Source organism: Paenibacillus sp. BAC0078, assembly GCF_054483875.1.
Genome location: NZ_JBTLRW010000008.1, coordinates 212,137 through 233,318, shown reverse-complemented (window position 1 = coordinate 233,318; position 21,182 = coordinate 212,137). Strand labels below are relative to the sequence as shown.

Here is a 21,182-nt window from a genome sequence, read left to right as displayed (position 1 = left end):
GCCTCCTTATACGGTCTCAGTCTCAGGCTGTGCGAGCTGTTCGAAATTTTTACGCAGCTCCGGCTCATTGACAATCTGCTTCCACGGATCAGTTGTCAGGCGCAGTGCTGCCTGAATTCTCTCCTGCAGCGCCAGCCGGTTCTCCCGCGATTCCAAAACCTCCTTAATGCTGTCCAGACCTACACGTTCCACCCACTGTGCGGTTCGCTCATTCCATCCGGCATTCTCCCGGTAATATTGCAGGAATGCGCTCGCCCACTCCATAACCTCATCATCGGTCTTGACCACACAGAGCAGATCGGTTGCCCGGACATGCACGCCGCCGTTGCCGCCGACATGCAGCTCCCAGCCGCCGTCAATGGCTACAACGCCAAAGTCCTTAATTGTCGCTTCAGCGCAGTTGCGCGGACAGCCGGAGACAGCCAGCTTCACCTTGCCTGGAGTGTTCAGCCGTTCAAAAGCTTTTTCCAGCCGAATTCCCATCCCCATAGCGTCCTGGGTACCAAACCGGCAGAAGGTGGAACCTACACAGGTCTTAACCGTGCGCAGCGTCTTCCCGTAAGCATGGCCGGACGGCATATCCAGCTCTTCCCACATCAATGGCAAATCCTCTTTTTTGACACCGAGCAGATCAAGTCTTTGACCTCCGGTGAACTTCACCAGCGGCACTTCGAACTTAGCCGCCACTTCGGCAATCTTCATCAGCTCAGCCGGTGAGGTCACTCCGCCATAGATTCGCGGAACTACAGAGTATGTCCCATCCTTCTGAATATTGGCGTGATAACGCTCGTTCGTGATACGGGATTCCTTCTCATCCACATAATCTTCAGGCCACAGCATGCCCAAATAATAATTCAGGGACGGACGGCATTTGGCGCAGCCTTCCTCATTGCTCCACTCCAGCACATTCATGACTTCCTTGATGGACTTCAGCTCCATCCGCCGGATTTCAGCGACGATTTCATCACGGCTAAGCGTTGTACAGCCGCAGATGCCTTCTTTTACCGTTACCACATTGTCTCCGGCGTACAATTGCAGCAATCCTTCTACGAGCGGCTTGCAGCCGCCGCAGGAAGCGGAAGCTTTGGTGCAGGCTTTGATCTGCCCGACACTGGTGCAGCCTCCCTGTTGAATAGCTTCGGCGATTGCACCTTTGGAGACACCGTTGCAGCCGCAGATGATTTCATCATCGGCCATCCCTTCCAGCCGGTTGCCTTTAGGAGAAGCAAGAGCGTCAGAGGAGACTCCGAGCAGCAGCTCCTTCTCTTTCCCTTTTATATTCTCGCCGTTCTTGATCATCGAGAACAACTGCGCACCGTCACCTGTATCGCCGAATAGTACGGCGCCGATCAGCTTGTCATCCTTAATGACCAGCTTCTTATATACCCCGTCGATTTCATCCTGATAACGCAACGCCCTGGAGCCGGGCAGTTCCGTGAACTGGCCTGCCGAGAATACATCTACACCGGAGACCTTCAGCTTGGTCGATGTTACCGAGCCGGCATAACCTTCAGTGGGAACTCCAGCCAGTCTTTTGGCTAGTACAGCGCCTTGCTCATACAGCGGGGCCACAAGTCCGTAGGCAATCCCCCGGTGCTCCGCGCATTCCCCTACAGCATAGATGCCGGGAATATTCGTCTCCATATAATCGTTGACAATGATGCCGCGGCCGATCTGAACTCCGCTTTTTTGGGCCAGCTCTATGCTCGGCTTGATGCCGACAGCCATCACGATCAGATCAGCACCTTCAATGCTGCCGTCAGCGAACAGCAGGCCTTTGACTCTTTTTTTGCCGAGAATGGCTTCCGACTGCTTGCTCAGCAGGAACTTCATCCCCTGATCTTCCAGCTCTCTACGCAGCATAACGGAGGCCGCCTCGTCCAATTGGCGTTCCATAATATATTCATGAATGTGTACCACGGAAACTTCCATTCCCAGATGCAGCAGGCCTCTGGCCGCTTCCAGACCGAGCAGGCCGCCGCCGATGACCAGCGCTTTCCGGTAGGACTTCGAGGTTTCCTGCATGATTTCGCAGTCCTTAATGTCGCGGAAGGCAATCACGCCCTCCTTCTCAGCTCCGGGCAGTGGAAGCATAAAGGGATTGGAGCCAGTCGCCAATATCAGCTCATCATAATGTAGTTCAATGCCTTGATCGGAGTAAACTTTGCGCTGCGTGGTGTCTATCGCGGTGATGGTATGGCCCATATATAATTTAATGCCATGACTGCGGTACCATTCCAGATCATTGATGATAATATCATCCATCTTAGCTCCGCCCGCAAGGACAGAAGACAGCATAATCCGGTTATAGTTAGGATGCGGCTCAGTGCCAAATATAGTAATTTCATAGGCATCCGGAGCTAATTTCAGCAAATGCTCGATAGCCCGTACCCCTGCCATTCCGTTGCCGACCAGGATTAGTTTTTTGCGAATAGTTGACATCTGTCTCTCTCCTCCCCATGTGGACAACAGAAAAAGCCCGCTTCACTCCGCACGGAAACATACATTTCCGATTGCCGAAAGTGAGAGCAGGCGCCATTGCCGCTTCAAGCGAATACATCGTTGTATTCGTAGATTTTTGTTAAACCGACTATACTACAGGAGCTCCGGATACGTCAATAATTATGACATATAAAATTTTATTTTTTAAATTTATCGACAAGTAACGAATTTATGTGTTATATAATATAACATCTAATCAATTCGCGCTTGTGCTGCAGCTATTCATGACATCGGTTATTACTTAATAAAAGGAGCGGCAAACTATGCATTCCCTGTTGATCATTCAAAATAGGAAGACAGAGAACGACACAGATGAGCGCTCACTCAAAAGCCCCGGCACCCTCTTGCGGGCCTGCGGATATGTAGTCGGGGAAGCCGCTACGGAGCCGGAAGCCGTCGCCATGTTAAGGGATGCGGATGCCTTCATTCTCAATCTGCCTATTACAGAGATCAATCCCTGGAGAGCTTTACTGATCCAGCACAAAATCGCTCCTGTTCTATGGTGGTGCTCCACTTCGACTGCTACACTGTCTGTCGCTGCCTGTGATGAGAATATTATGGCGGATGGGATATTGTCCCCCTCCATGCTCGCCCCGGAGATTCATTGGATTCTGCATTTCAGCTCCAAGCAAATCTTCGAGCGCCAGCAATGGCTTAAGGAGCGGGAGCAGCTGTTATCCCGGATTGAAGAGCGCAAATGGATTGACATGGCTAAAGGCATCCTCTCCAAAGCCAAAAATATCAGTGAGTCCGAAGCTTATGATCTTCTGCGTAAGCAGGCTATGAATGAGCGCAAACGGATGGTTGATGTAGCGACTTCTATCGTCAAAGTATACCAGCTTCTGCAGGATCAAACTTAAGGAGAATCCCATATGATTAACATTCTAAAAGAAGTCGCCCGAGGCAAACGGGGCGCCCGTGATTTGAGCTACGAAGAAGCCGCATATGCGGCCGAGTCCATCCTTAGTCTTACCGCCTCTCCTGTGCAGATCGGCGCTTTTCTGATTGCAGAGCGGATTAAGCTGGAGAACCTGGAAGAGCTGGAGGCCTTTGTGGCTGTGTGCCGCAAGTATGCCCAGCGGGAACCTATCCAGCAGGGGCTGGATTGCGCAGGTCCCTACGATGGGAGAAAAAAATCTTTTGCCGCAACCTTCCCGACCTCCTTTGTCTTATCCGCTGTCGGCCTGCCCGTCACCCTGCATGGTTCCGCTTCATTGCCCCCTAAATGGGGAATCACACTGCAGGATATTATTCAGGAATCCGGGATTGAAATTGCCAAGTTGTCCCGGGCGGAGGCGCTTGAATCTGCAGGCAAAAGCGGAGTGCTGTACGTCAATTCCGAGCAGTGGTGCCCGCCACTTGGTGCCATTCGCAATCTCCGTGAGGATATTGGCATGCGAACTATTTTTAATACTGTGGAAAAGTTTGCGGACTACGCCTGCTCCCCCTATATTGTTGTCGGTATCTATCATAATACGGTCTTTGACCGCATTTCCCGGCTGATCCTGAGTCTCGGCTACCGTAAAGGACTGATTGTGCAAGGGGCCGAAGGCTCCGAGGATCTCTATATTGACCGTCCTAACCGGGTATACTCCGTTTCGGGTGGCACAGCCCACCTGGATATTATTGATCCCGAGTCGCTTGGCCTGGAAACTCCGGTGCCGGAAATGGAATGGACTCCCCGGCTGCAGCTATCGACGGCAGAAGCCGTACTGCAAGGCGGCGGACATATGGCCTTTTACAATCAGGTGCTCCTGAATAGCGCAGCCCGGCTGCATTTAGCCGAGAAGGTGAATTCCATCGAAGAAGGCGTCTATACCTGCAAGCATCTGCTCGATAACGGCGAGGCATGGAGCGTATACACGAAATGGAAAAACTCGCTGCTGGGCAGTAAAGCTCCCTCTCTCGGCCCGGCTTGATGTAAAAGAAATAGAAACAGCGGCAGTTAAGGACGAGGAAATCTTGTCCTAGACTGCCGCTGTTTTTGAGCTTTTGTTACATTAGTAGATCGTCAGACTCTAAATTTTGGAGTTCAAACGATACTTCGCCGGACGGATTAGGGCGTGGAGATCACGCTGCAGGCGTATCAGGCCCCACGAACAGAATCATTCCTGATCGGAAGAGTCTACAACCCGTTTGTAACGGACTGAGCAGCTCTTATTTCTACTGGAAATCATTTTTCCGCAAGTTAACGGACTCCAGAGCCTTTATTGGTGGACATTCACCCTAAATGTACTTGCTAAAGAGGCAATAAGCGCTTCACGGTCCGTTAGCTCAGCTAAATGTATCCCTTTCGGGAAAGTAAAGGCTTTACGGTCCGTAAGGAACAGGAGGATGGATACGACGAATATTACATAGAGTCCATCGGCCTTAAGATATTATTAATAATTCGCTTAAGCTCTTCTTATGTTTTCGTTTCTATACTTGGTCTATCAAGGAAAGGAGGCCAAGACGAAGATGCACGAGTATGTACTGCAAACGAAACACAAAGGCCCGATCTATTGCTATTGGACAAAACGGAGCTGGAAAATCAACGCTGATCCGTGTTGTCACCGGACTTACTTTCCGACCGGTTAAACCGCGAGCTGGCATACGACTGTAATCCATTATTCATGAAAAGGAGAGTTACAATGAAAAAAATGATCCCGTTCATTCTTGCTGCTGTTCTGCTGGTTCCATCCGCTGTTGCAGTGGCAGATCCAGCAAAGAACGCTTCCCCCGTCAACCTCGACAAGGCCGGAATCGAAGCATTCGCGAAAACTTTTTTCCAGCAAAAAGAAGTAAAAGACCAACTTGCAGGCGCTGCCCTCGTCGTCGTGAAAAACGGGCAAGTCCTGCTGAATGAAGGGTATGGCTATGCGGATATCGACTCCCAAAAACCGTTCGACTCCGATAAAACCGTCTTCCGCGTGGCATCCGTAAGCAAACTCTTTACTGCTGTTGGGATTATGCAGTTGGCTGAAAGCGGAAAACTGGACCTGGACAAGGACGTTCAAGCCTATTTACCGGATGTTCAAATCCCGAATAAAACCGGGGCGCCGCTCACCTTGAAACATCTAATGACTCACACGGGCGGGTTCGACACAGGTGCCGCAGAAGATCCCCAAAAAACATATTCGCTAAGAGACTATATCAAGGATACCGTACCGGCCGTCATCACAAAGCCTGGAGAAGTGTACAACTACAATAACTACGGCTATGATTTGCAAGGGTATATTATTGAAAAGGTATCCGGTCTTCCATTTGAAGAGTATATGATGAAGAACTTGTTTGCGCCTCTCGGCATGAACAGCAGTGATTTCATCTTCACAGATAAAGTCAAGAAAGCGATCGCTACTCCCTACGACAGCTCGCTTAAGCAGGCCCAGCAAATCGTCAATGTACCGGTTAACAAGCCGGCGGGCGGTATGTTCTCCACTGGAGCCGATATGTCCAAGTTTCTTCTGGCTATGCTGAACGATGACCCGGCAAGCGACCATCGTATTCTGACCGGGGCTTCTATACGAGCGATGGAACAGAATAGCGTTACGATTCACCCTAAAGTTCCAGGAGCCGGCTACGGCTTGGAATCGAACTATACCAAATATTACAACGGATACAATGTCGTAGAGAAGGGCGGCGATTTGCCCGGCTTCCATTCGAACTTATGGCTGCTACCAGATGAGAAGACAGGGGTTTTTCTTGTTTTGAACAGCGACAAAGGCAATTTGCGCCAGCCTTTCTTCGAGCAATTCATGAATCGTTACTTCCCGAAAAAGGGACAAGGTCCGACTTTCGTGCAACCGGAACCTACCAAGCAGCAGTTGCTTCGCTTCGAGGGAAAATACCGCGATGTGCGCAGTCCGGGATGGAGTTATGATATTTCGGCCGTGGACGGAGCGTTGATCGTCAAAGCACCTTCAGGTAATCATACTTTGCGGCAAGTAGACGACTTGCTTTTCTATGACGAAGAGGGAGTTGCCGCGGGATTTAAACCGGACGCCGATGGGAACATCCTTTACTTTGCTTACAACAAGCCTGGCAGTTGGTCGGTGAAGGCCCCCGAGATGCCCAAATTCCATGACGTACCCGATGACCATCCTTATGCTGAGTACATTTATGAGCTCGTTCAATCGGGTGCCATCCAAGGAGGCTCCGGCAGTTTTGAGCCAGGCAAGCCGATCTCCCGCGGCCAATTCATAGCTATGCTCGTCCATTTATCCACTTATCCGCTTTCTCAGAAGCCCTCTTCTTGGGCAGATACGAAAGGAAATCAATACGAGGCATATATCCAGACGGCATACGAAATTGGCATTATTAATGGATATACAAACGGAACGTTCAATCCTGACCAGCCGATCACTCGTGAAGAGGCGGCAACCCTTGTCTGGCGATTGGTCAAAATTGTCCTGAGCGCCGCCCCAGTGCAAGCCGATTTGAAAGGCCCGTATTCTTCTTGGGCATCTGAAGGCCTGCAGTTTGTCGTTGGAAAGCGATTGTTCGGACCCGATGTACAGACGTCTTCAACAGGTTCGGTAGACTATAGGCCGAAAGATATCATGCTCAAGCAAGAAGCGGCTGCATTGCTCAGCCAGCTTCTGAAGTCAATTCGATAAATTGAAAGGTAACTAAATTCTATATTCAGACGGATCGGTCGTGAGGGTTCCGATCCGTCTTTTCGTATGGAGATTAGGCCTCTTACTCTACATTCACTACCTGCTGCTTAGCCGGCTTGGATGATTCCTGCGGTTCACGCCCGCCGCCTAATTTGAACACCAGGATCCCGCCGACGATGACCAGCACGCCGATCAACTGCTTAGATGTAAACGGAACCTTGGTCAAACCCAGCCAGCCCAGGGAATCCCATAACAGCGCAAATCCGAGCTGTGAGGTTAGGACGATGGAGATTGCATAAGTGGGACTCAGCAGCTTGGTGGCTTGCACCAGACAGATTACCACGCCTACACCAATCATTCCGCTGAACCAATACCAGGGCTGCATATGCTGCAGCGTAAACATATCCCCCCCTTCCATAATCAGCCCCATCGCCAGAGAAGCGATAAAGCCCATGCCTAACACCAGCGTGGTGGTAGACCAGGAGCCAGTATGCTCATTAACCTTACTGTTAAAAATGTTCTGCAGACTGACAAGCGAACCAGCGATAAGCGCCAATAATAGCCCTATTAACATATTTGTCACTCCTAAAGTTTTGATAGCGTTACTACAGTGATTAGTCTTCGTCAAAACTTGCTTCAAAAGGATACGCTTAATTTTGTCAGCATAACCTTACTACTCACGTGGGCTCATAAATATTGCGGCTGGCCAGCTCACTGAGTCCGGCTCTGTCTTTTATCAGAATGAGTCCATTGCTGCGTTCAATCAGGCCTTCCTGGCTTAGCTTCTGAATCACCCGGTTCAAATGCCGGTAGCTCGTGCCAATGAAATTTGCCGTATCGACCAGGCTGATCGTATTCAGTTGCCCGGTAAAGTTAGGATCGGACTCATCATAGAAAATAGACAGCAAATAGCTGGCGAGCCGCACCTCCACCGGATGCATCAGATTCATGCTGAGAAAATTGGACTTCCGGTAGAACTTCTGTGTAATAATCTCCAGCATAAAATGCAGCAGCGGCGAATGATCCTTGCCGAATTTTTTCAGCCAGCGGTACTCAATACAGAGCATATGCACCGGAGATACAGCCTCCACCGTATTGATCATTTCCGTCCCCTGAATATATTCAACATCGCCGATCAGCTCCAGCGGTGATTTGAAGGAGATGATCAGCGTTTTACCTTCCGGTGTAGTGGTAAATATTTTGAGCTTCCCTTTAACTAGGACATAGAGATTCCCGGATGGATCTCCTTTGGAGCAGATGTGCTCCCCTTGGGCGAAGCTGTATAGGTGCAGATGTGCCATCAACTGTTCATTGAACACAGGTTCGATGGAATACGCCTTTAGATAGGCCTGAACCTGCTCCGTATCTTGAATTTCTTTCATGGTCCGCTCCTGCGATCAAAATTTTAAAATCACCACTCCGGCAATCATCATGCCGATCCCGATAAATTGCGGCAGCCGCATCTTCTGCTTCGCAACACCGAACCAGCCGTTGATATCAATGACAAAGGTCAGGCAGAGCTGGGCAATCAGCAGTGCGGAAATAGTCAGCGTAACACCGATGCCCTGTATCGCCGTCACTTCACTAAAAATAACAAATGCGGCAAACGCGCCGCCGATCAGGTATAACGGATTAACCTGCTTGAAGCCCTGTTTCTTCCCGTCCCGAACGAACAGCAGAATGAGCAGAGCCATTACGAACCCGGTAAACTGGGTAACCGTGGCCGCTTGCCATGTGCCGATATCCTGACTGATCCGCGCATTGGCCACCCCCTGCAGTGTAATGCAGGCCCCGCCCAAGAACGCAAAAATAATCCCTCTCATAACTTCTCTCTCCTCTATCTTAATCTCTGCTCTAATTAAATGACATATTCGGATTTTGCGGTAGGACATATGTCCTGAACCCAAAAACAACGACTTTGGCGGATCATCCCGTAAAAAATAGGCTATTTCGTAAATATTGTTGTCTAGGTTACTTAAAAGCTTGCTATGCCAAAGATGATTTTAAATTTGTTTCGGTTCTTTTTTGTGACTTTCAATCCTTGCTTCAAATCAATAATCAGTACAGTTTTCCTTATCCAAATTCTTATGTATGCTGATTGGAACTTTATAGGTCGGACTATTCCTTTTTCTTCAAATTCCGTGCCGTTACTTAATTCTGTTTCCGTCCTAATGAGCCACTTGTTTCCTATTCCAAATTCTATATATTTCAAAAAGAAGCACCTCTTATCATGTGTTTAATTGATTTTTAGCATTTCACTGTGAGTCAGTTTGATTTTTGACAGGCGGAAATAAGCATTTGTTCAACTCGATGATCAACATCTTGAACGCCCCCTTGAACCCGCATCATAGCAACCTTTCAAGAAAGCTACAATCTATACGAAAACAGGCAAAAAACAAAACCCGCCTCAGCGGGTCTACAATAAAAGCTTCATTTCGTGCAGTCTGTCAAAAATGATCCGGCTAACCGCCGAGATATGCTCACGGTCCTTATAAGTAAGCCAGGTAATTTCCTCAATTTCCGATTCCGGGGTTAAGTCTCCGATGTAGCCGGCGGTGTAGCAAGTCATTTTAACCCGCACACCCTCCGCTTTGCCATGCGCCTCCGCTTCAAACGTTCCAAAAAGTGATACCGTATCCGGCAGGATGTCTACGGACAGCTCTTCTTTTACTTCCCGTATCAATGTTTGGGTATCTGTCTCTCCAGGCTCTCTTTTTCCTCCGGGAAAATAATAAGTATCCTTTCCTGTGGAGCGCGCGCCAAGCACCCGTCCTTCTGTAACAACTATCCAGGCAATCTTATCTATAATTTCTGTCATTTCTAGGCTCAATCCTCCTCGTTACTTGCTCTACGCTCTTACAATTAAAATCCATTTCCCGCATATACGGAAGGACATATGTCCTTGGCTCTGCAGCTCAGTCATTTGGCAAGAGGTCATACTTGATATGCATATGCGCCTGCGCTTCATCCCAAGGTACGGAATAGCCTTGTCCTTTGGCGCAAAAAATCGAGGCGGACGTGTAGACCGGATCGGCATTTTTATTATAATTTTTAAGCCGGATTACTGCTTCCGCCTGGTGGCATGGCTGATATTCCGCTACCTTCAGCGACAAAGCGCCTTTGCCCTGAGTCATGGAAGCAAGACGTACCGCATAATTCATGAAAGTGGCGACAGGAGCTTTGCCGGTAATGAGCGCTTTGCTGCCAATAATTTCAGGAGGCGCGAAGCTGCCGCTGGCCTGCTGAATGTCCGTCATTACTTTGCCCAGATCATCGGTGTCAATCCTGATTTTGAGAGCATATATAGGCTCCAGCAAAATATTGTCTGCTTGCTCCAGCCCCTGGCGCAATGCCCGAAACGCCGCTTCGCGGAAATCTCCGCCGTGGGTGTGCTTGTTATGGGCTCTGCCGCTCAGCAGCGTAATCCGCAGATCAGTAAGCGGAGAGCCGGTGAGCAGACCATGATGTTCACTCTCCAGCAAATACTGTTCAATCTGATGCTGATAGCCGGCCGCCAGATCATCGGGATGACACTGGTTAAAAAATACGATACCGCTGCCGCGTTCACCCGGCTCCAGCTTCAGCAGCACCTCGGCATAATGCTTCAGCGGCTCAAAGTGTCCGCAGCCATACACCGTAGCTGAAATAGTCTCCATGTAAAGAATCTCCGGCGGGCCAAAAGTGACCGGAATCGCAAAGCGTTCCCGCATAATTTGCTCCAGAATCTCCAGTTGAATCTGACCCATTACATGGATGTGCAGCTCCTGCACCGCCTCGTCCCAGCTTACATTCAAAGAAGGGTCTTCAGCGCCCAGCAGCGCAAAAGAATGCAGTACCTCTTTCAGGTGAACAGGCGGCTCAAACTGCACCTTGGACTTCAGCGTCGGAACAAGCTCACTGCCAACGCTGCCCGGCAATGCCCCGACGCCTTCCCCTGGCCTTGCAGCCGACAATCCGGTGACCGCGAACAATTCTCCCGCCGCTGCCCAGTCAGCCGAAGTATATTTAAGACCGCTATATTTGCGGATTCCGGTAATCCGTTCGCACAGCGGATCATGAACCGCGCCAGACGTCAGCTCTTCCCTTACTTTGAGCACTCCCTGCAGCGCTTTGATATATGTAATCCGTGTTCCCTTCTCGTCATGCCGGACCTTAAACACTCTTCCGGCAAAAGGAAGCTGAGCATCATAATCGGTTGTGGTCAAAGCTTCCAGCTCGCTCAGAAACCTATCTATACCAAGATCCAGCAGTGCAGAGCCTTGCATGCAGGGGAATAGCTTGCCCGACCGGACCATTTGGACCATCGCTTCATGCCAGGCTGAGTCAGACAAAGAGCCTTCAAAATAAGCGTCGAGCAGACGGTCTTCGCGTTCGGCCAAAAAGGCTTTTATCTCTTCAGGCAGCCCTGCCTTCTCCGCTTCCGGCAGCATTAATGCATCTTCACTAAGCTGATCGCGGATTTCTTCGAACACACGCTGCGGATCAGCTCCGGTCCGGTCGATTTTGTTAATGAAGAAGAAGGTAGGAATCCGGTGCTTTCGCAGCAACTGCCAAACGGTCTCCGTGTGGCCTTCGACCCCTTCAACCGCGCTAATGATCACCACCGCATAATCCAGCACTTGCAGCGCACGTTCCATCTCCGGTGAGAAGTCGACATGGCCTGGGGTATCTAGCAGAAAAAAACGGGAATTTCCGTAGAGAAATTCCGCCTGGTCGGCAAAAACGGTAATCCCCCGTGCTTTTTCAATATCATGTGTATCCAAAAATGTATCCTTATGGTCCACCCTGCCCCGGCTGCGGATAGCCCCCGAATGATAGAGCAGCTGCTCGGCGAAGGTCGTTTTCCCGGCATCAACATGTGCGAGCAGACCAAGCGTAATATTTTTCATAAAGTGCTGTATATCCTTCCTGCTTCAGATTTCAGAGATTAAAAGGAAATTCTTGTCTGCCTAATATATATCTAGTATGATCGAATTACATTTAAGCACCTTTCGCCAAAAACATCCAAGAACGACAATATAGATTACCTGCCTGTTATTATCATAACCGAAAGGAAGGATTAGTCTATGAAAATCAGCGCCAGAAACCAGTTCGAAGGTAAAGTGATCTCTATTGAAGAGGGACAAGTCAACGCCAAGGTAGTGGTTGATACCGGGGGCCAGCGGATCACATCCATTATCTCCGTGGAAGCGCTGCATGATCTTGAACTGAAGGAAGGCTCTAATGTTACGGCAGTCATCAAGGCCTCTTCCGTACTGCTCATGGCTTAGTTCGCAGGAATCTGCGGCAGGGAAGCAGCCAAAAAGACCTGAACTTCGGCGGATGCCGGGTTCGGGTCTTTGCTTTTTATATAAAGCCATTTCCCCATTTTGCTCCCCCTGCTTCGCTCTGCTATGATGTTGCTGGAGGCGAATTGAACATGAAACTTACGTTCATGACTTATGATCAGTGGGATGATGCACTGTGGGCATCCATCGAACCGCTCTACCGGGAAGCCTTCCCGCATGGCGCCAAGCCGGTGAACATCCTGAAGGCGATGCTGGACCGGAAAATAGCCCGGCTCCACGTCAGGTACCAGGATGGCCGTATCGCTGCGATGGCAATCACAGGACTTAGCGGTTCCGCCGCAGAGCGGCTGCTGATTATTGACTATATGGCTATTGATACGGAGCTTCGCGGACAAGGCCTCGGAAGACAGTTCCTGGAGCAAATCCGCGACTGGTACGTGCGCGAGCATCATATTCAAGCGATTCTGATTGAGGTCGAAGCCGGCGGTACGGAAGAGGATGCCGCGCGGGTGCATTTCTGGGAGCACTGCGGTTTTATCGCTACAGATTATGTGCATCAATATATTTGGGTACCCGAGCCCTACCGGGCGATGGTGCTGCCGATCAGTAAGGACTTTACCATCACGGATGATGGAAAAAACTTATTCCGCCGCATTACCGATTTTCATATGAAATCCTTCCGCAAGAGCGGCGGCTAGGCTGTTGTAAATTATACTCTACTAAAGGGGTGCAGTAAGTGCAGTTTGAAAATCTTAATTTCCCAAATCTTATTCCCAGCCCGGGAACAATTGTTGCTATGCAGGCATTAAAAGGGCGCGGAGAGCATGACGTGTCATTGCTTGCGCTAGATCAAAACTGTGACCTCTGGAGACTGGATCTGCATACCGGGAATGCAGTCAAGCTGCTGCATGTTAGCATTCCTGATCTGAATCCCCTTCATCCCGTCCAGATTGTAATCTCTCCAGATGAGAGCTTGGCTGCAGTGTCCAACAGGTTCGGCCTTCATGCTGCTCTGTATGATCTGCGTACGTGTCAGCTCGTTATGCCACTGACAAGGGATGATTATCACTTTGAAACCTGCACCTATCCCCTCGCTTTTGTCGAAGCCGGGGGCCGGACACTGCTTATACACGGCACCGAATGGAACCGTCTGGATCTGCTGGATATTCGTTCTGGTGAGAATCTGTCAGCCCGTCAGACCCCTGTTTATAATGCCGAACACCTGCCAGCACATTATCTGGATTATTTCCATGGCAAAATCCATGTCTCCCCTGATGGGCAATGGATCGTAAATACAGGGTGGATCTGGCATCCCATTGCTTCGGTACGCTCATGGAATCTTGCTGCTTGGATCTCGAACTGCTGGGAATCGGAGGATGGGCTTACCTTGCTGACGCTTGGGGAGATGATGGAGGATTGGGATCAGCCTGCTGCCTGGATAGATCCGTGGACCATCGCAATTTGGGGGCAACTGGCATCCGGTATGTACGATGAGGACGAGCTGCTTGAGTATGGCGGAGACGAGGATACTTATATGCTGGCTATTTTTGATGTGCGGACTGGTGAGCGGAAGAAGCTGTTTACCCGGGTGCCGGCTTATCGTACGAAACCTTTAATTGAAGATGTCTTTTATCATCCCCACGGCGGGCTCGCGGCAGTAAAAGGCAAGCTTGCGATGTGGGGACCGGACAACGGCCTGCTCATCTGGAATCCCGATACTGGTGAACTTGAGGCCTCCGATAGCAGGCTTTGCCCGGAATTCTACCATCCTTATGCCGAAATATTCCTCGCATTTGATGAAGCAGGCCGCTTTACCGGAACCACAATAGGCTGATAGCCTGAGAGAACTCAATTACATTTCTTCATAGAATTCTCCAGCACTGCCGGGCCTAAGGTATTTGTTCCGGAGTTCGACAGACGAACCTGCAATACGGCACGCTCAAGTGCGCCAGAGATATCATCAATCCTGCCAGCCCAGGTTGGGTTTTGAGTTTCATCCGGCGTAGGGTATAAATTGAATCGCCAACTGATCTCGCCAGGGACTTGAGCGAAGCCTTCATATCTGTCGTAATTACCCAAAGACGCCGGGGCCGGCAGGTATTGTGCATGAATACTCAGGCTTGTCCTCTCGCCGCCATAATCCCTTATGACGCGGTACGCGAGGGCCACTCCTTTTGCGTTGATTGGCATATTTGGTTTGGCGTCGAGGATAAGGCTGCAGGGATACTTGCTTTCTTGCGGCGCAGCTTGCATTTTTACTGGCAGGATCAGGGGTATCAGCAGCAAGCTAAGCACGATCAACAGCTTTTTGATGGGAATCTCTCCTATTTTTGATGGATATTCTCCCCTCCTTGCTCCAAGATATACGGGCCGATACGATAAATTCCCCCACAAGTGGAAACGGCTACGCCGTCCTTAAAAGAAGCCTATGCTTCCGAAGCAGCGATACTCCGTATCGCTTTCAGGTATCCGTTTCAGCGGGAAATATAAGGGTAAAGGATAGCGTGAAACTTATACTTTCTATATTTTAAAAAAAGGTGCTCCCGGTCTAATCCAGGAACACCCGTATTGCACTGCATACACCCTAAATCGAGCTTTTAGCAAGCTCATAAAAACCAAACGCACGCTCCCAAGCAGGGAACCCGGCTTGCGCCATTTTGTCGCTGCCGCCGCCTTTTCCCTGGAACTCGCCAAGGTTCGCTTTGAAGAAGGCTCCACAGGAGAAACCTGTGCCGCCGCTGCACGCCAGCACCACCTTGTTCTCCGCAGCGGTCAGCAGCAGCACGGGAAGCTCAGTAGAAGCGGTCAGCTTGACTGCCAAGCTCTGCAAGTCCTTGAGCGATCTGTCTTCAAAAACATGGGCAATCACACGGGCTCCCGGCTCCTGTGCGGACAATAGCTCCTGGGCCACATAACCGTCGTTTTGCTCCTTAAGTGCGGCCAGCTCCGCCTGCAGCAGCTTCTGCTCGGCTTCCCACTTCTCAATCCGGTCAAGGATCTCATCCTTGCCGGTATTGAATTTGGCGGAAAGTGCGCCGAGTATGCGCTGATTATCATTACATTCTTCCAGCGCGCGCCCTCCGCATTTGAAGGTAATCCGAATGTTGCCCTTCATCTTCTCCGCTCTCAGCAGCTTGATTATCCCGATGCTGCCTGTTGAGGAGACATGCGTCCCTCCGCATGCGTTATGCTCCACACCCTCAATTTCAACAATGCGGATATTCTCAGTCACCTTGGGCAGCTTGACCAGAGGCAGACGGATCATTTCCTCCGCAGTGACGTTATAGCTGACGATGCTATGGTTCAGCACTACCTGCCGGTTGACCTCTTTCTCTACTATAGCCAGTTGCTCCGGCGCAAGCTCAGGCAGCTCAATATCGATGGTGTCGTAATCGTTGCCCAAGTGAAAGCTTAGTGTCTTGGCCTGGCACAGCTCAAGGAATACCGCCGAGAGCAAATGCTGGCCGCTATGCTGCTGCATATGGTCGAACCTTCTGTCCCAGTCGATCCGGCAGCTCACCCGGTTCCCGTCAGGCAATGACTCTACCTTATGCAGTACCTCATCATCTTCGAGAATTACGTCGAGCACCGAAACCCCGCCAATGGTTCCGGTATCACACGGCTGTCCGCCCCCATGCGGATAAAAAGCCGTCTCCTCCAGCATCAAATACACTCCGTCTTCCCTTTCAACCACACTGTTAATTTCTGTTTCCCACTCCTGCAGATAGGCGGATTCGTAATACAGCTTCTTAGTCATAATCAGGTTCCTCTCCCCGTCTCTGTTCTTAGTGCATCGTATCCCATATTTGCTTACCAATCAAGATAACAGTAACCAAAAAAACAGTGACAGGTTCATCCCTGCCACTGTTCATCTTGAACTTCTCTTCTCACGCCTGACGTTTACTTGTAGGTGTTCTCTTCGGTTTTCTTGTACGTCGTTCTTTCATCCCGGAGCGATTCTTTGCGGATGTCGCTCTTTTTCTGCTCCATTTGCTGTGCTTCCTGGCTGGTTACCGGGTTTTGGTCAAGCTCCTTGACCGTGTTGATCAGATTCTTGTCCGGCTTGGTATGATCCATCGCTGCATTGCCTCCTTAATAGGTCTGGTCATTTCAGCTTATTGTGGCAATTTGCGGGGAAGATTATACTCCAAGTGGAAACGGCTACGCCGTCCTTATAAGGACGGTATCCGTTTCAGCGAGAAATATAAGGATAATTTATAGTGTGAAACATATAAATCCTTATATTTCAAGAAAAAACCGGATAAGCAGATGAAGCATCTGCCTGTCCGGTTGCAGTGAATGATGATTCTATTATTCCGAATCCACGTTGTGGTATACCTGCTGTACGTCGTCCAGCTCCTCCAAAGCGTCGATCAGCTTCTCGAACTGGGCTTCGGCATCCTCAGGAAGGGATACATAGTTCTGTGGAAGCATGGTCAGCTCGGCTACGGTGAATTCTGTAATTCCAGCAGTACGGAAGGCTTCCTGTACGGTATGGAACTGGTCAGGTTCGGCATAGACGATAACCGCTTCATCTTCTTCCAGCACATCGCGCACATCTACGTCCGCTTCAATCAGCAATTCCATGACTTCGTCGGCGGTTTTACCTTCCACCCCGATAACAGCCGTTGGCTCGAACATATAAGTTACTGAACCGCTGACACCCATGTTGCCGCCGTTCTTGCTGAATGCGGAGCGCACCAGAGGGGCTGTACGGTTGACGTTGTTAGTCAGCGCATCAATGATAATCATCGAGCCGCTTGGACCAAACCCTTCATAACGCAGCTCTACATAAGTCTCGTCTCCGCTGCCTTTGGCTTTATCCAGTGCCCGGTCAATGATCGCCTTAGGCACATTATACGTTTTGGCGCGTTCCAGAACGACCTTCAGTGCCCGGTTCGATTCCGGATCAGGTTCGCCCTTCTTCGCAGCTACATAAATCTCTACGCCAAATTTGGCATAGACCTTATTTGTATTGGCATCCTTGGATGCCTTCTTTTCCTTAATATTATTCCATTTACGACCCATATTGTTCCCGCTCACTTTCCAACATTAATTAAAAACAGTCCTATTTATTATACCTCTGTTCGATATATCCCGTAAAGGGCAGTCCTGAGCCTACAGAAAATCCAGCAAATCCAGCAATTTATCCATGCCTACAGCTTGAATCAACACCGGAATTCGCGGACCTGTCTCCTGATTCAGCACCAGCCTGTAGATCATTGTAAATAGAAGCTTTTGATTGTTTTTCATCGTTTTTTTATCTTCGTCATGGCAAATGGCGTAGATCTCTGTCATCAGCCGCTCATCATCCATACCCCCAGTTCTTAACAGCCGGCAAAAGGCTTCAAGCCACTGCTGTTCATGAGCCTTCAAAGTTTCGTACAGGGCGGTATCGCGATGAGTATTTACTGTGACCAGCTTTTGCGGCATCCATTGCTTGATCCAATATTCTGCCCGCTCTGCCATTTGCAGCAGCCCTCGCTCATCGACCTCGTCCCCATTCCGGGCTACAATCTCAGACAGCAGCTTATGATCGAAGCGGATAAGCGGGAGCAGACCGGCAATCTGGCTGAATCCGGGTGTATTCACATTCTCTGAATCAATCAGCGACAGCTCGACCGCCGTGCGAATATCATCCGTCAGCGTCTGGGCGAAATAAGCCTTCCGATACCGCTCATATTCCGTATAGTTGCGCAGCACATCTTCATCCATCCCAATATGAAACTCAGCACTCGGCTGATATTTGGCGAACAGAAACAGAATATTCCCGGGAGCATAGACGTTCAGCAGATCATCTGGAGTGTAGTTGTTCCCGGATGAGCTGGACATTTTGGCAAAGCTTCCTTTGATTCTGATAAATTCATACGGCTCGTAGGCGGGCGGACGATTCCCAAAAATTTTCTCGGAGATAACGGAAGCTACATTGTAGCTGCCTGTTTCCGATGAATGGTCGCGTCCGCCAGGCTCGAATAGCACTTGCTCCACATTCCAGCGCATGGGCCAGTCGATTTTCCATTGCAGCTTGATGTTATCCGCTTCCCGGACAGACAGCGTGCAGTGATTGCCGCATTGGCAGCTATAGGTCAAGAGCTCTTCCTTGTCATCGAAAGAATGAACTGTTGTTGAATCCTTGCCGCATTCCCGGCAATACACACTTATCGGATAAAATGCGGCTCGCTCCGCTTCGCTGGCTTCACTTGTCTTGAAGGACATGAGGATGTCATAGATTTCACCTCTAGCGCGCAGCGCATGAAGAATCCCGGGGACATACCGGCGTGATTGATACTCTCTGCTCTGATAAATGAATTCCGGCCGAATGCCAAAAGCCGAAAGCGCCGTTTCGAACTCCTGTTCAAAATGCTCAGCATAGGAGCTGTGGCAGCCATATGGACAGGGAACCTGCGTGTAAGGCTTGCCAATATACTGCGCGAAGCTCGGGTCTACATGAACCGGAACCTTGCGAAACCGGTCAAAATCATCCCACGAAAAAATAAACCGCACCTTTTTACCCGCTTTTTCAAGCGCTTTGCTTACAAAATAAGTCGTCACAATCTCCCGGAAATTTCCGATATGAATGTGTCCCGACGGACTGATCCCCGATGCGCACACGAATGTCGTCTGCTCCGGGTGACTATCGATTAACCGGCTTGCAATTTTCTCTGACCAATGCATTTCATAATCACCTCAGGCATGTATTGGGAAAAACAAAAAAGCCCTCATCCGCAAGATTGTTATCTTGAGGACGAGAGCTGTAAACAGCGCCGTGGTACCACCTCTGTTCGCGAACATGTTGCCATATCCGCCTCTTCGGGTACGGCCATTACGCTTATACCCTATCTCTGTAACGGGAGATCCCGTCATAGCATCCTTGGGCATACCGCCCAATTCCGTATGAAGCTCTGAGACTTTTTTCGTCAGGCACACCGCTGCTCCGTTCCACCACTTCCGAAGCTCTCTGTGAACTATGCCGCCTAATTACTCTTCTCTTCATCGCTAATATTGCTGTAAGTAATTGTATGTAATGATAACCCGGGATTTTTCATCTGTCAATCACAGCCTGCTGCTCCGCTATATGTTACGATAATAGGAAGATTAATAAATTATGGAGGCGATTGATGTGAAAGAAGGCTGGGAACGCACGGAGCAGCAAGTATCACTTGACCTCAGACAAATTAACGACATTGTGAGATCTGCATTTCAAGGCACACGGGTAATAGGCGCGGAAAGGCTTGGAGTTGGGCTTCATAATTCGAATTATAAGCTTCACCTGGACGGAAAATCTGATCCCCTGGTTCTTCGTTTGTATAGTGATACTGAAGGAATCGCTGAAAAAGAATTGGCCATTGCGGAGCGAATACGGGACACTGTCCCTGTTGCCGATTTTCTTTATTTGAATACTAGCTGCAGCAGCTTCAATCAGCCTTGGGCGGTTACGGAATGGAAACCGGGAATTCATTTACGGGATGTGTTAAAAAATGGAGCCGCTCAGGAGATCGAATCCGCCGCCACATCTGTTGGCAGTGTCTTGGCTCAAATACATAACTATACGTTTCCAGAAGCGGGTTTCTTGGACAAGGATCTGGAGATTATTCAACCGTTCAAAATGAGCGGAGAGCTTTTTCTTTCGATTATTGACAACAGTCTCTTCCACAATCAGGGCGCGAAATGGCTGGGCGATGAGCTGACACAAGAGCTGTGGAGCTTCTGCCAGTCATGCAGTAACGAACTTTATAAGAGAAATAGTTCACCAGTTCTCGTACATTCGGATTTCAACGGTCTAAATATACTTATGGAGCAGAATGCGGGCAGCTGCGCAGTGTCAGCAGTTCTCGACTGGGAATTTGCCTTCTCCTGTAGCCGGTATATTGATATCGGGAACGTGCTCCGTTATGAGGAAGACGGCTCGCTGTTTGAGCAGCATTTCATTTCAGCCTATGTAGCACATGGAGGCATTCTTGAGTATAACTGGAGGCTGTACTCGAAGCTTGAGGATCTTACCGCCCTCTGCGAAATGCTCAGTCACTCTACTGCAGATACCCCTAACCGGCTGCGTGATCTTCAGAGCTTGATCGCGAAGACGGTCAAATTTAACTGGTGATAGACTTCCATTCCCTCCTCAAAAAAGAGCCAGCTCCTGACTTGCCGGGAACTGGCTCTTATCTTTTCGTTATACTGTTCTATGCCCACTGCCAGACTTTATCGGCAATTCCTTGATGAAGCGCAGCTTGTCTGCGAAAATTTCGTTATTCTATAGCAGCAAGGAAGGATTAAGCAAACGCGCCAGCTTGTGCAACTCCGCTAAAAGCAACAGGACCAGTAATGGTGATAGCAGGTCCATCGCCAGTACTATTAACAGCATACATAGTATATCGAAGTTGACCGGAGACAGGTACCGTTGGATGAAAATCAGCAGCATGAAAGGACAGCAGGTTATTTCCTGTAAGCAGATCTGCAGTCGCAGTATATATTAAAGCACCTGAACCACTAACTCCTGTACCGCCTCTTTCCACGGTAATTGTAACCTCGTTCCCGGCAGTCCCTGAAACACCAATAGTTCCCCACAATTCAATACGAACGTCTGCAGCATTTGGAGTTCCGATCACAGCAGCGACTTGTAAACCAATATCCCCGAGCAGTAGAGGTGTAGCCGGAAGTACACCTACACCCGTGTTGGTATTGCTGAATTCTGAAGTCCGAGAATCCAAAAATTGAATCGTCATTTTCTTCACTCCCTATTAAAGTAGTTGTCCCCTTCCATAAGGGTTGTACTTTAATATATTCGGGAACTTATATT

20 protein-coding genes and 1 other annotated feature are annotated in these 21,182 nt (G+C 49.5%); of the genes, 7 read left to right on the top strand and 13 right to left on the bottom strand.

Annotated elements, in window-relative coordinates; translation table 11 throughout:
- Window positions 1-6: 6 nt before the first annotated feature.
- Window positions 7-2,442, bottom strand: a complete 2,436-nt coding sequence (nirB, locus tag ACX1DY_RS17090; RefSeq protein WP_458965393.1) for a nitrite reductase large subunit NirB — start codon at window positions 2,440-2,442, stop codon at window positions 7-9.
- Between the two features lie 323 nt (window positions 2,443-2,765).
- Between nirB and ACX1DY_RS17085 the strand changes: the two genes are divergently transcribed.
- The 3 genes from ACX1DY_RS17085 (at window position 2,766) to ACX1DY_RS17075 (ending at window position 7,097) form a co-directional block, all read left to right on the top strand.
- Window positions 2,766-3,362, top strand: a complete 597-nt coding sequence (locus ACX1DY_RS17085; RefSeq protein ID WP_458965392.1) for an ANTAR domain-containing response regulator — start codon at window positions 2,766-2,768, stop codon at window positions 3,360-3,362.
- 12 nt (window positions 3,363-3,374) lie between these two features.
- Window positions 3,375-4,421: an anthranilate phosphoribosyltransferase gene (locus ACX1DY_RS17080; protein ID WP_458965391.1), complete on the top strand. Its 1,047-nt coding sequence runs from the start codon at window positions 3,375-3,377 to the stop codon at window positions 4,419-4,421.
- 711 nt (window positions 4,422-5,132) lie between these two features.
- Window positions 5,133-7,097 carry a serine hydrolase gene (locus ACX1DY_RS17075; RefSeq protein WP_458965390.1) on the top strand — a complete coding sequence of 655 codons (1,965 nt, stop codon included), beginning with the start codon at window positions 5,133-5,135 and terminating at the stop codon, window positions 7,095-7,097.
- Window positions 7,098-7,179: 82 nt separating this feature from the next.
- Here ACX1DY_RS17075 and ACX1DY_RS17070 read toward each other — a convergent pair whose 3' ends face one another.
- From ACX1DY_RS17070 to ACX1DY_RS17045, 6 genes are all read right to left on the bottom strand, one after another.
- A complete protein-coding gene (locus tag ACX1DY_RS17070; protein WP_458965389.1) occupies window positions 7,180-7,671 on the bottom strand; it encodes a DMT family transporter in 492 nt (163 codons plus the stop codon).
- 103 nt (window positions 7,672-7,774) lie between these two features.
- On the bottom strand, window positions 7,775-8,479 hold the full coding sequence (locus ACX1DY_RS17065) for a Crp/Fnr family transcriptional regulator (protein ID WP_458965388.1): 705 nt from the start codon (window positions 8,477-8,479) through the stop codon (window positions 7,775-7,777).
- Window positions 8,480-8,494: 15 nt separating this feature from the next.
- Entirely contained in the window at window positions 8,495-8,920 is a 426-nt protein-coding gene (locus ACX1DY_RS17060) for a DMT family transporter (RefSeq protein WP_458965387.1), read from the bottom strand.
- Between the two features lie 152 nt (window positions 8,921-9,072).
- Window positions 9,073-9,309: a DUF3977 family protein gene (locus tag ACX1DY_RS17055; RefSeq protein WP_458965386.1), complete on the bottom strand. Its 237-nt coding sequence runs from the start codon at window positions 9,307-9,309 to the stop codon at window positions 9,073-9,075.
- A 204-nt stretch (window positions 9,310-9,513) separates the two neighbouring features.
- Complete coding sequence (locus ACX1DY_RS17050) at window positions 9,514-9,915, bottom strand: NUDIX hydrolase (RefSeq protein WP_458965385.1); 402 nt, start codon at window positions 9,913-9,915, stop codon at window positions 9,514-9,516.
- A 97-nt stretch (window positions 9,916-10,012) separates the two neighbouring features.
- Window positions 10,013-11,986: a GTP-binding protein gene (locus tag ACX1DY_RS17045; protein WP_458965384.1), complete on the bottom strand. Its 1,974-nt coding sequence runs from the start codon at window positions 11,984-11,986 to the stop codon at window positions 10,013-10,015.
- A 177-nt stretch (window positions 11,987-12,163) separates the two neighbouring features.
- On the opposite strand from ACX1DY_RS17045, the gene ACX1DY_RS17040 reads away from it, so the two are divergent.
- The 3 genes from ACX1DY_RS17040 to ACX1DY_RS17030 all read left to right on the top strand — a co-directional run bounded on the left by ACX1DY_RS17040 (window position 12,164) and on the right by ACX1DY_RS17030 (window position 14,219).
- The gene (locus ACX1DY_RS17040) at window positions 12,164-12,367 is read left to right on the top strand and encodes a TOBE domain-containing protein (protein WP_458965383.1); all 204 of its coding nucleotides are present in this window, start codon (window positions 12,164-12,166) and stop codon (window positions 12,365-12,367) included.
- Between the two features lie 149 nt (window positions 12,368-12,516).
- Window positions 12,517-13,083 (top strand): GNAT family N-acetyltransferase, encoded by a 567-nt coding sequence (locus ACX1DY_RS17035; protein ID WP_458965382.1) that lies wholly within the window; start codon window positions 12,517-12,519, stop codon window positions 13,081-13,083.
- 98 nt (window positions 13,084-13,181) lie between these two features.
- Window positions 13,182-14,219: a hypothetical protein gene (locus ACX1DY_RS17030; protein WP_458965381.1), complete on the top strand. Its 1,038-nt coding sequence runs from the start codon at window positions 13,182-13,184 to the stop codon at window positions 14,217-14,219.
- A 14-nt stretch (window positions 14,220-14,233) separates the two neighbouring features.
- Here ACX1DY_RS17030 and ACX1DY_RS17025 read toward each other — a convergent pair whose 3' ends face one another.
- The 5 genes from ACX1DY_RS17025 to lysS form a co-directional block, all read right to left on the bottom strand.
- Entirely contained in the window at window positions 14,234-14,698 is a 465-nt protein-coding gene (locus ACX1DY_RS17025) for a hypothetical protein (RefSeq protein WP_458965476.1), read from the bottom strand.
- Between the two features lie 271 nt (window positions 14,699-14,969).
- The gene (locus tag ACX1DY_RS17020; RefSeq protein ID WP_458965380.1) at window positions 14,970-16,142 is read right to left on the bottom strand and encodes an alanyl-tRNA editing protein; all 1,173 of its coding nucleotides are present in this window, start codon (window positions 16,140-16,142) and stop codon (window positions 14,970-14,972) included.
- A gap of 143 nt (window positions 16,143-16,285) precedes the next feature.
- Window positions 16,286-16,462 (bottom strand): hypothetical protein, encoded by a 177-nt coding sequence (locus ACX1DY_RS17015; protein WP_458965379.1) that lies wholly within the window; start codon window positions 16,460-16,462, stop codon window positions 16,286-16,288.
- A 234-nt stretch (window positions 16,463-16,696) separates the two neighbouring features.
- Complete coding sequence (locus ACX1DY_RS17010; RefSeq protein WP_458965378.1) at window positions 16,697-17,413, bottom strand: YebC/PmpR family DNA-binding transcriptional regulator; 717 nt, start codon at window positions 17,411-17,413, stop codon at window positions 16,697-16,699.
- Between the two features lie 90 nt (window positions 17,414-17,503).
- Window positions 17,504-19,060: a lysine--tRNA ligase gene (lysS, locus tag ACX1DY_RS17005; protein WP_458965377.1), complete on the bottom strand. Its 1,557-nt coding sequence runs from the start codon at window positions 19,058-19,060 to the stop codon at window positions 17,504-17,506.
- 63 nt (window positions 19,061-19,123) lie between these two features.
- Window positions 19,124-19,388 (bottom strand) — a binding site (T-box leader).
- A gap of 102 nt (window positions 19,389-19,490) precedes the next feature.
- On the opposite strand from lysS, the gene ACX1DY_RS17000 reads away from it, so the two are divergent.
- Window positions 19,491-20,486 (top strand): phosphotransferase family protein, encoded by a 996-nt coding sequence (locus ACX1DY_RS17000; protein ID WP_458965376.1) that lies wholly within the window; start codon window positions 19,491-19,493, stop codon window positions 20,484-20,486.
- Window positions 20,487-20,655: 169 nt separating this feature from the next.
- On the opposite strand, the gene ACX1DY_RS16995 is transcribed toward ACX1DY_RS17000, so the two are convergent.
- Window positions 20,656-21,108, bottom strand: a complete 453-nt coding sequence (locus ACX1DY_RS16995) for a hypothetical protein (RefSeq protein ID WP_458965375.1) — start codon at window positions 21,106-21,108, stop codon at window positions 20,656-20,658.
- Window positions 21,109-21,182 lie beyond the last annotated feature (74 nt).

Excerpts from the sequence above, each read along its gene's own strand:
- nirB (WP_458965393.1), bottom strand. The coding sequence starts at position 2,442 with ATGTCAACTATTCGCAAAAAACTAATCCTGGTCGGCAACGGAATGGCA.
- ACX1DY_RS17085 (WP_458965392.1), top strand. The coding sequence starts at position 2,766 with ATGCATTCCCTGTTGATCATTCAAAATAGGAAGACAGAGAACGACACA.
- ACX1DY_RS17080 (WP_458965391.1), top strand. The coding sequence starts at position 3,375 with ATGATTAACATTCTAAAAGAAGTCGCCCGAGGCAAACGGGGCGCCCGT.
- ACX1DY_RS17075 (WP_458965390.1), top strand. The coding sequence starts at position 5,133 with ATGAAAAAAATGATCCCGTTCATTCTTGCTGCTGTTCTGCTGGTTCCA.
- ACX1DY_RS17070 (WP_458965389.1), bottom strand. The coding sequence starts at position 7,671 with ATGTTAATAGGGCTATTATTGGCGCTTATCGCTGGTTCGCTTGTCAGT.
- ACX1DY_RS17065 (WP_458965388.1), bottom strand. The coding sequence starts at position 8,479 with ATGAAAGAAATTCAAGATACGGAGCAGGTTCAGGCCTATCTAAAGGCG.
- ACX1DY_RS17060 (WP_458965387.1), bottom strand. The coding sequence starts at position 8,920 with ATGAGAGGGATTATTTTTGCGTTCTTGGGCGGGGCCTGCATTACACTG.
- ACX1DY_RS17050 (WP_458965385.1), bottom strand. The coding sequence starts at position 9,915 with ATGACAGAAATTATAGATAAGATTGCCTGGATAGTTGTTACAGAAGGA.
- ACX1DY_RS17045 (WP_458965384.1), bottom strand. The coding sequence starts at position 11,986 with ATGAAAAATATTACGCTTGGTCTGCTCGCACATGTTGATGCCGGGAAA.
- ACX1DY_RS17040 (WP_458965383.1), top strand. The coding sequence starts at position 12,164 with ATGAAAATCAGCGCCAGAAACCAGTTCGAAGGTAAAGTGATCTCTATT.
- ACX1DY_RS17035 (WP_458965382.1), top strand. The coding sequence starts at position 12,517 with ATGAAACTTACGTTCATGACTTATGATCAGTGGGATGATGCACTGTGG.
- ACX1DY_RS17030 (WP_458965381.1), top strand. The coding sequence starts at position 13,182 with ATGCAGGCATTAAAAGGGCGCGGAGAGCATGACGTGTCATTGCTTGCG.
- ACX1DY_RS17020 (WP_458965380.1), bottom strand. The coding sequence starts at position 16,142 with ATGACTAAGAAGCTGTATTACGAATCCGCCTATCTGCAGGAGTGGGAA.
- ACX1DY_RS17015 (WP_458965379.1), bottom strand. The coding sequence starts at position 16,462 with ATGGATCATACCAAGCCGGACAAGAATCTGATCAACACGGTCAAGGAG.
- ACX1DY_RS17010 (WP_458965378.1), bottom strand. The coding sequence starts at position 17,413 with ATGGGTCGTAAATGGAATAATATTAAGGAAAAGAAGGCATCCAAGGAT.
- lysS (WP_458965377.1), bottom strand. The coding sequence starts at position 19,060 with ATGCATTGGTCAGAGAAAATTGCAAGCCGGTTAATCGATAGTCACCCG.
- ACX1DY_RS17000 (WP_458965376.1), top strand. The coding sequence starts at position 19,491 with ATGGAGGCGATTGATGTGAAAGAAGGCTGGGAACGCACGGAGCAGCAA.
- ACX1DY_RS16995 (WP_458965375.1), bottom strand. The coding sequence starts at position 21,108 with ATGACGATTCAATTTTTGGATTCTCGGACTTCAGAATTCAGCAATACC.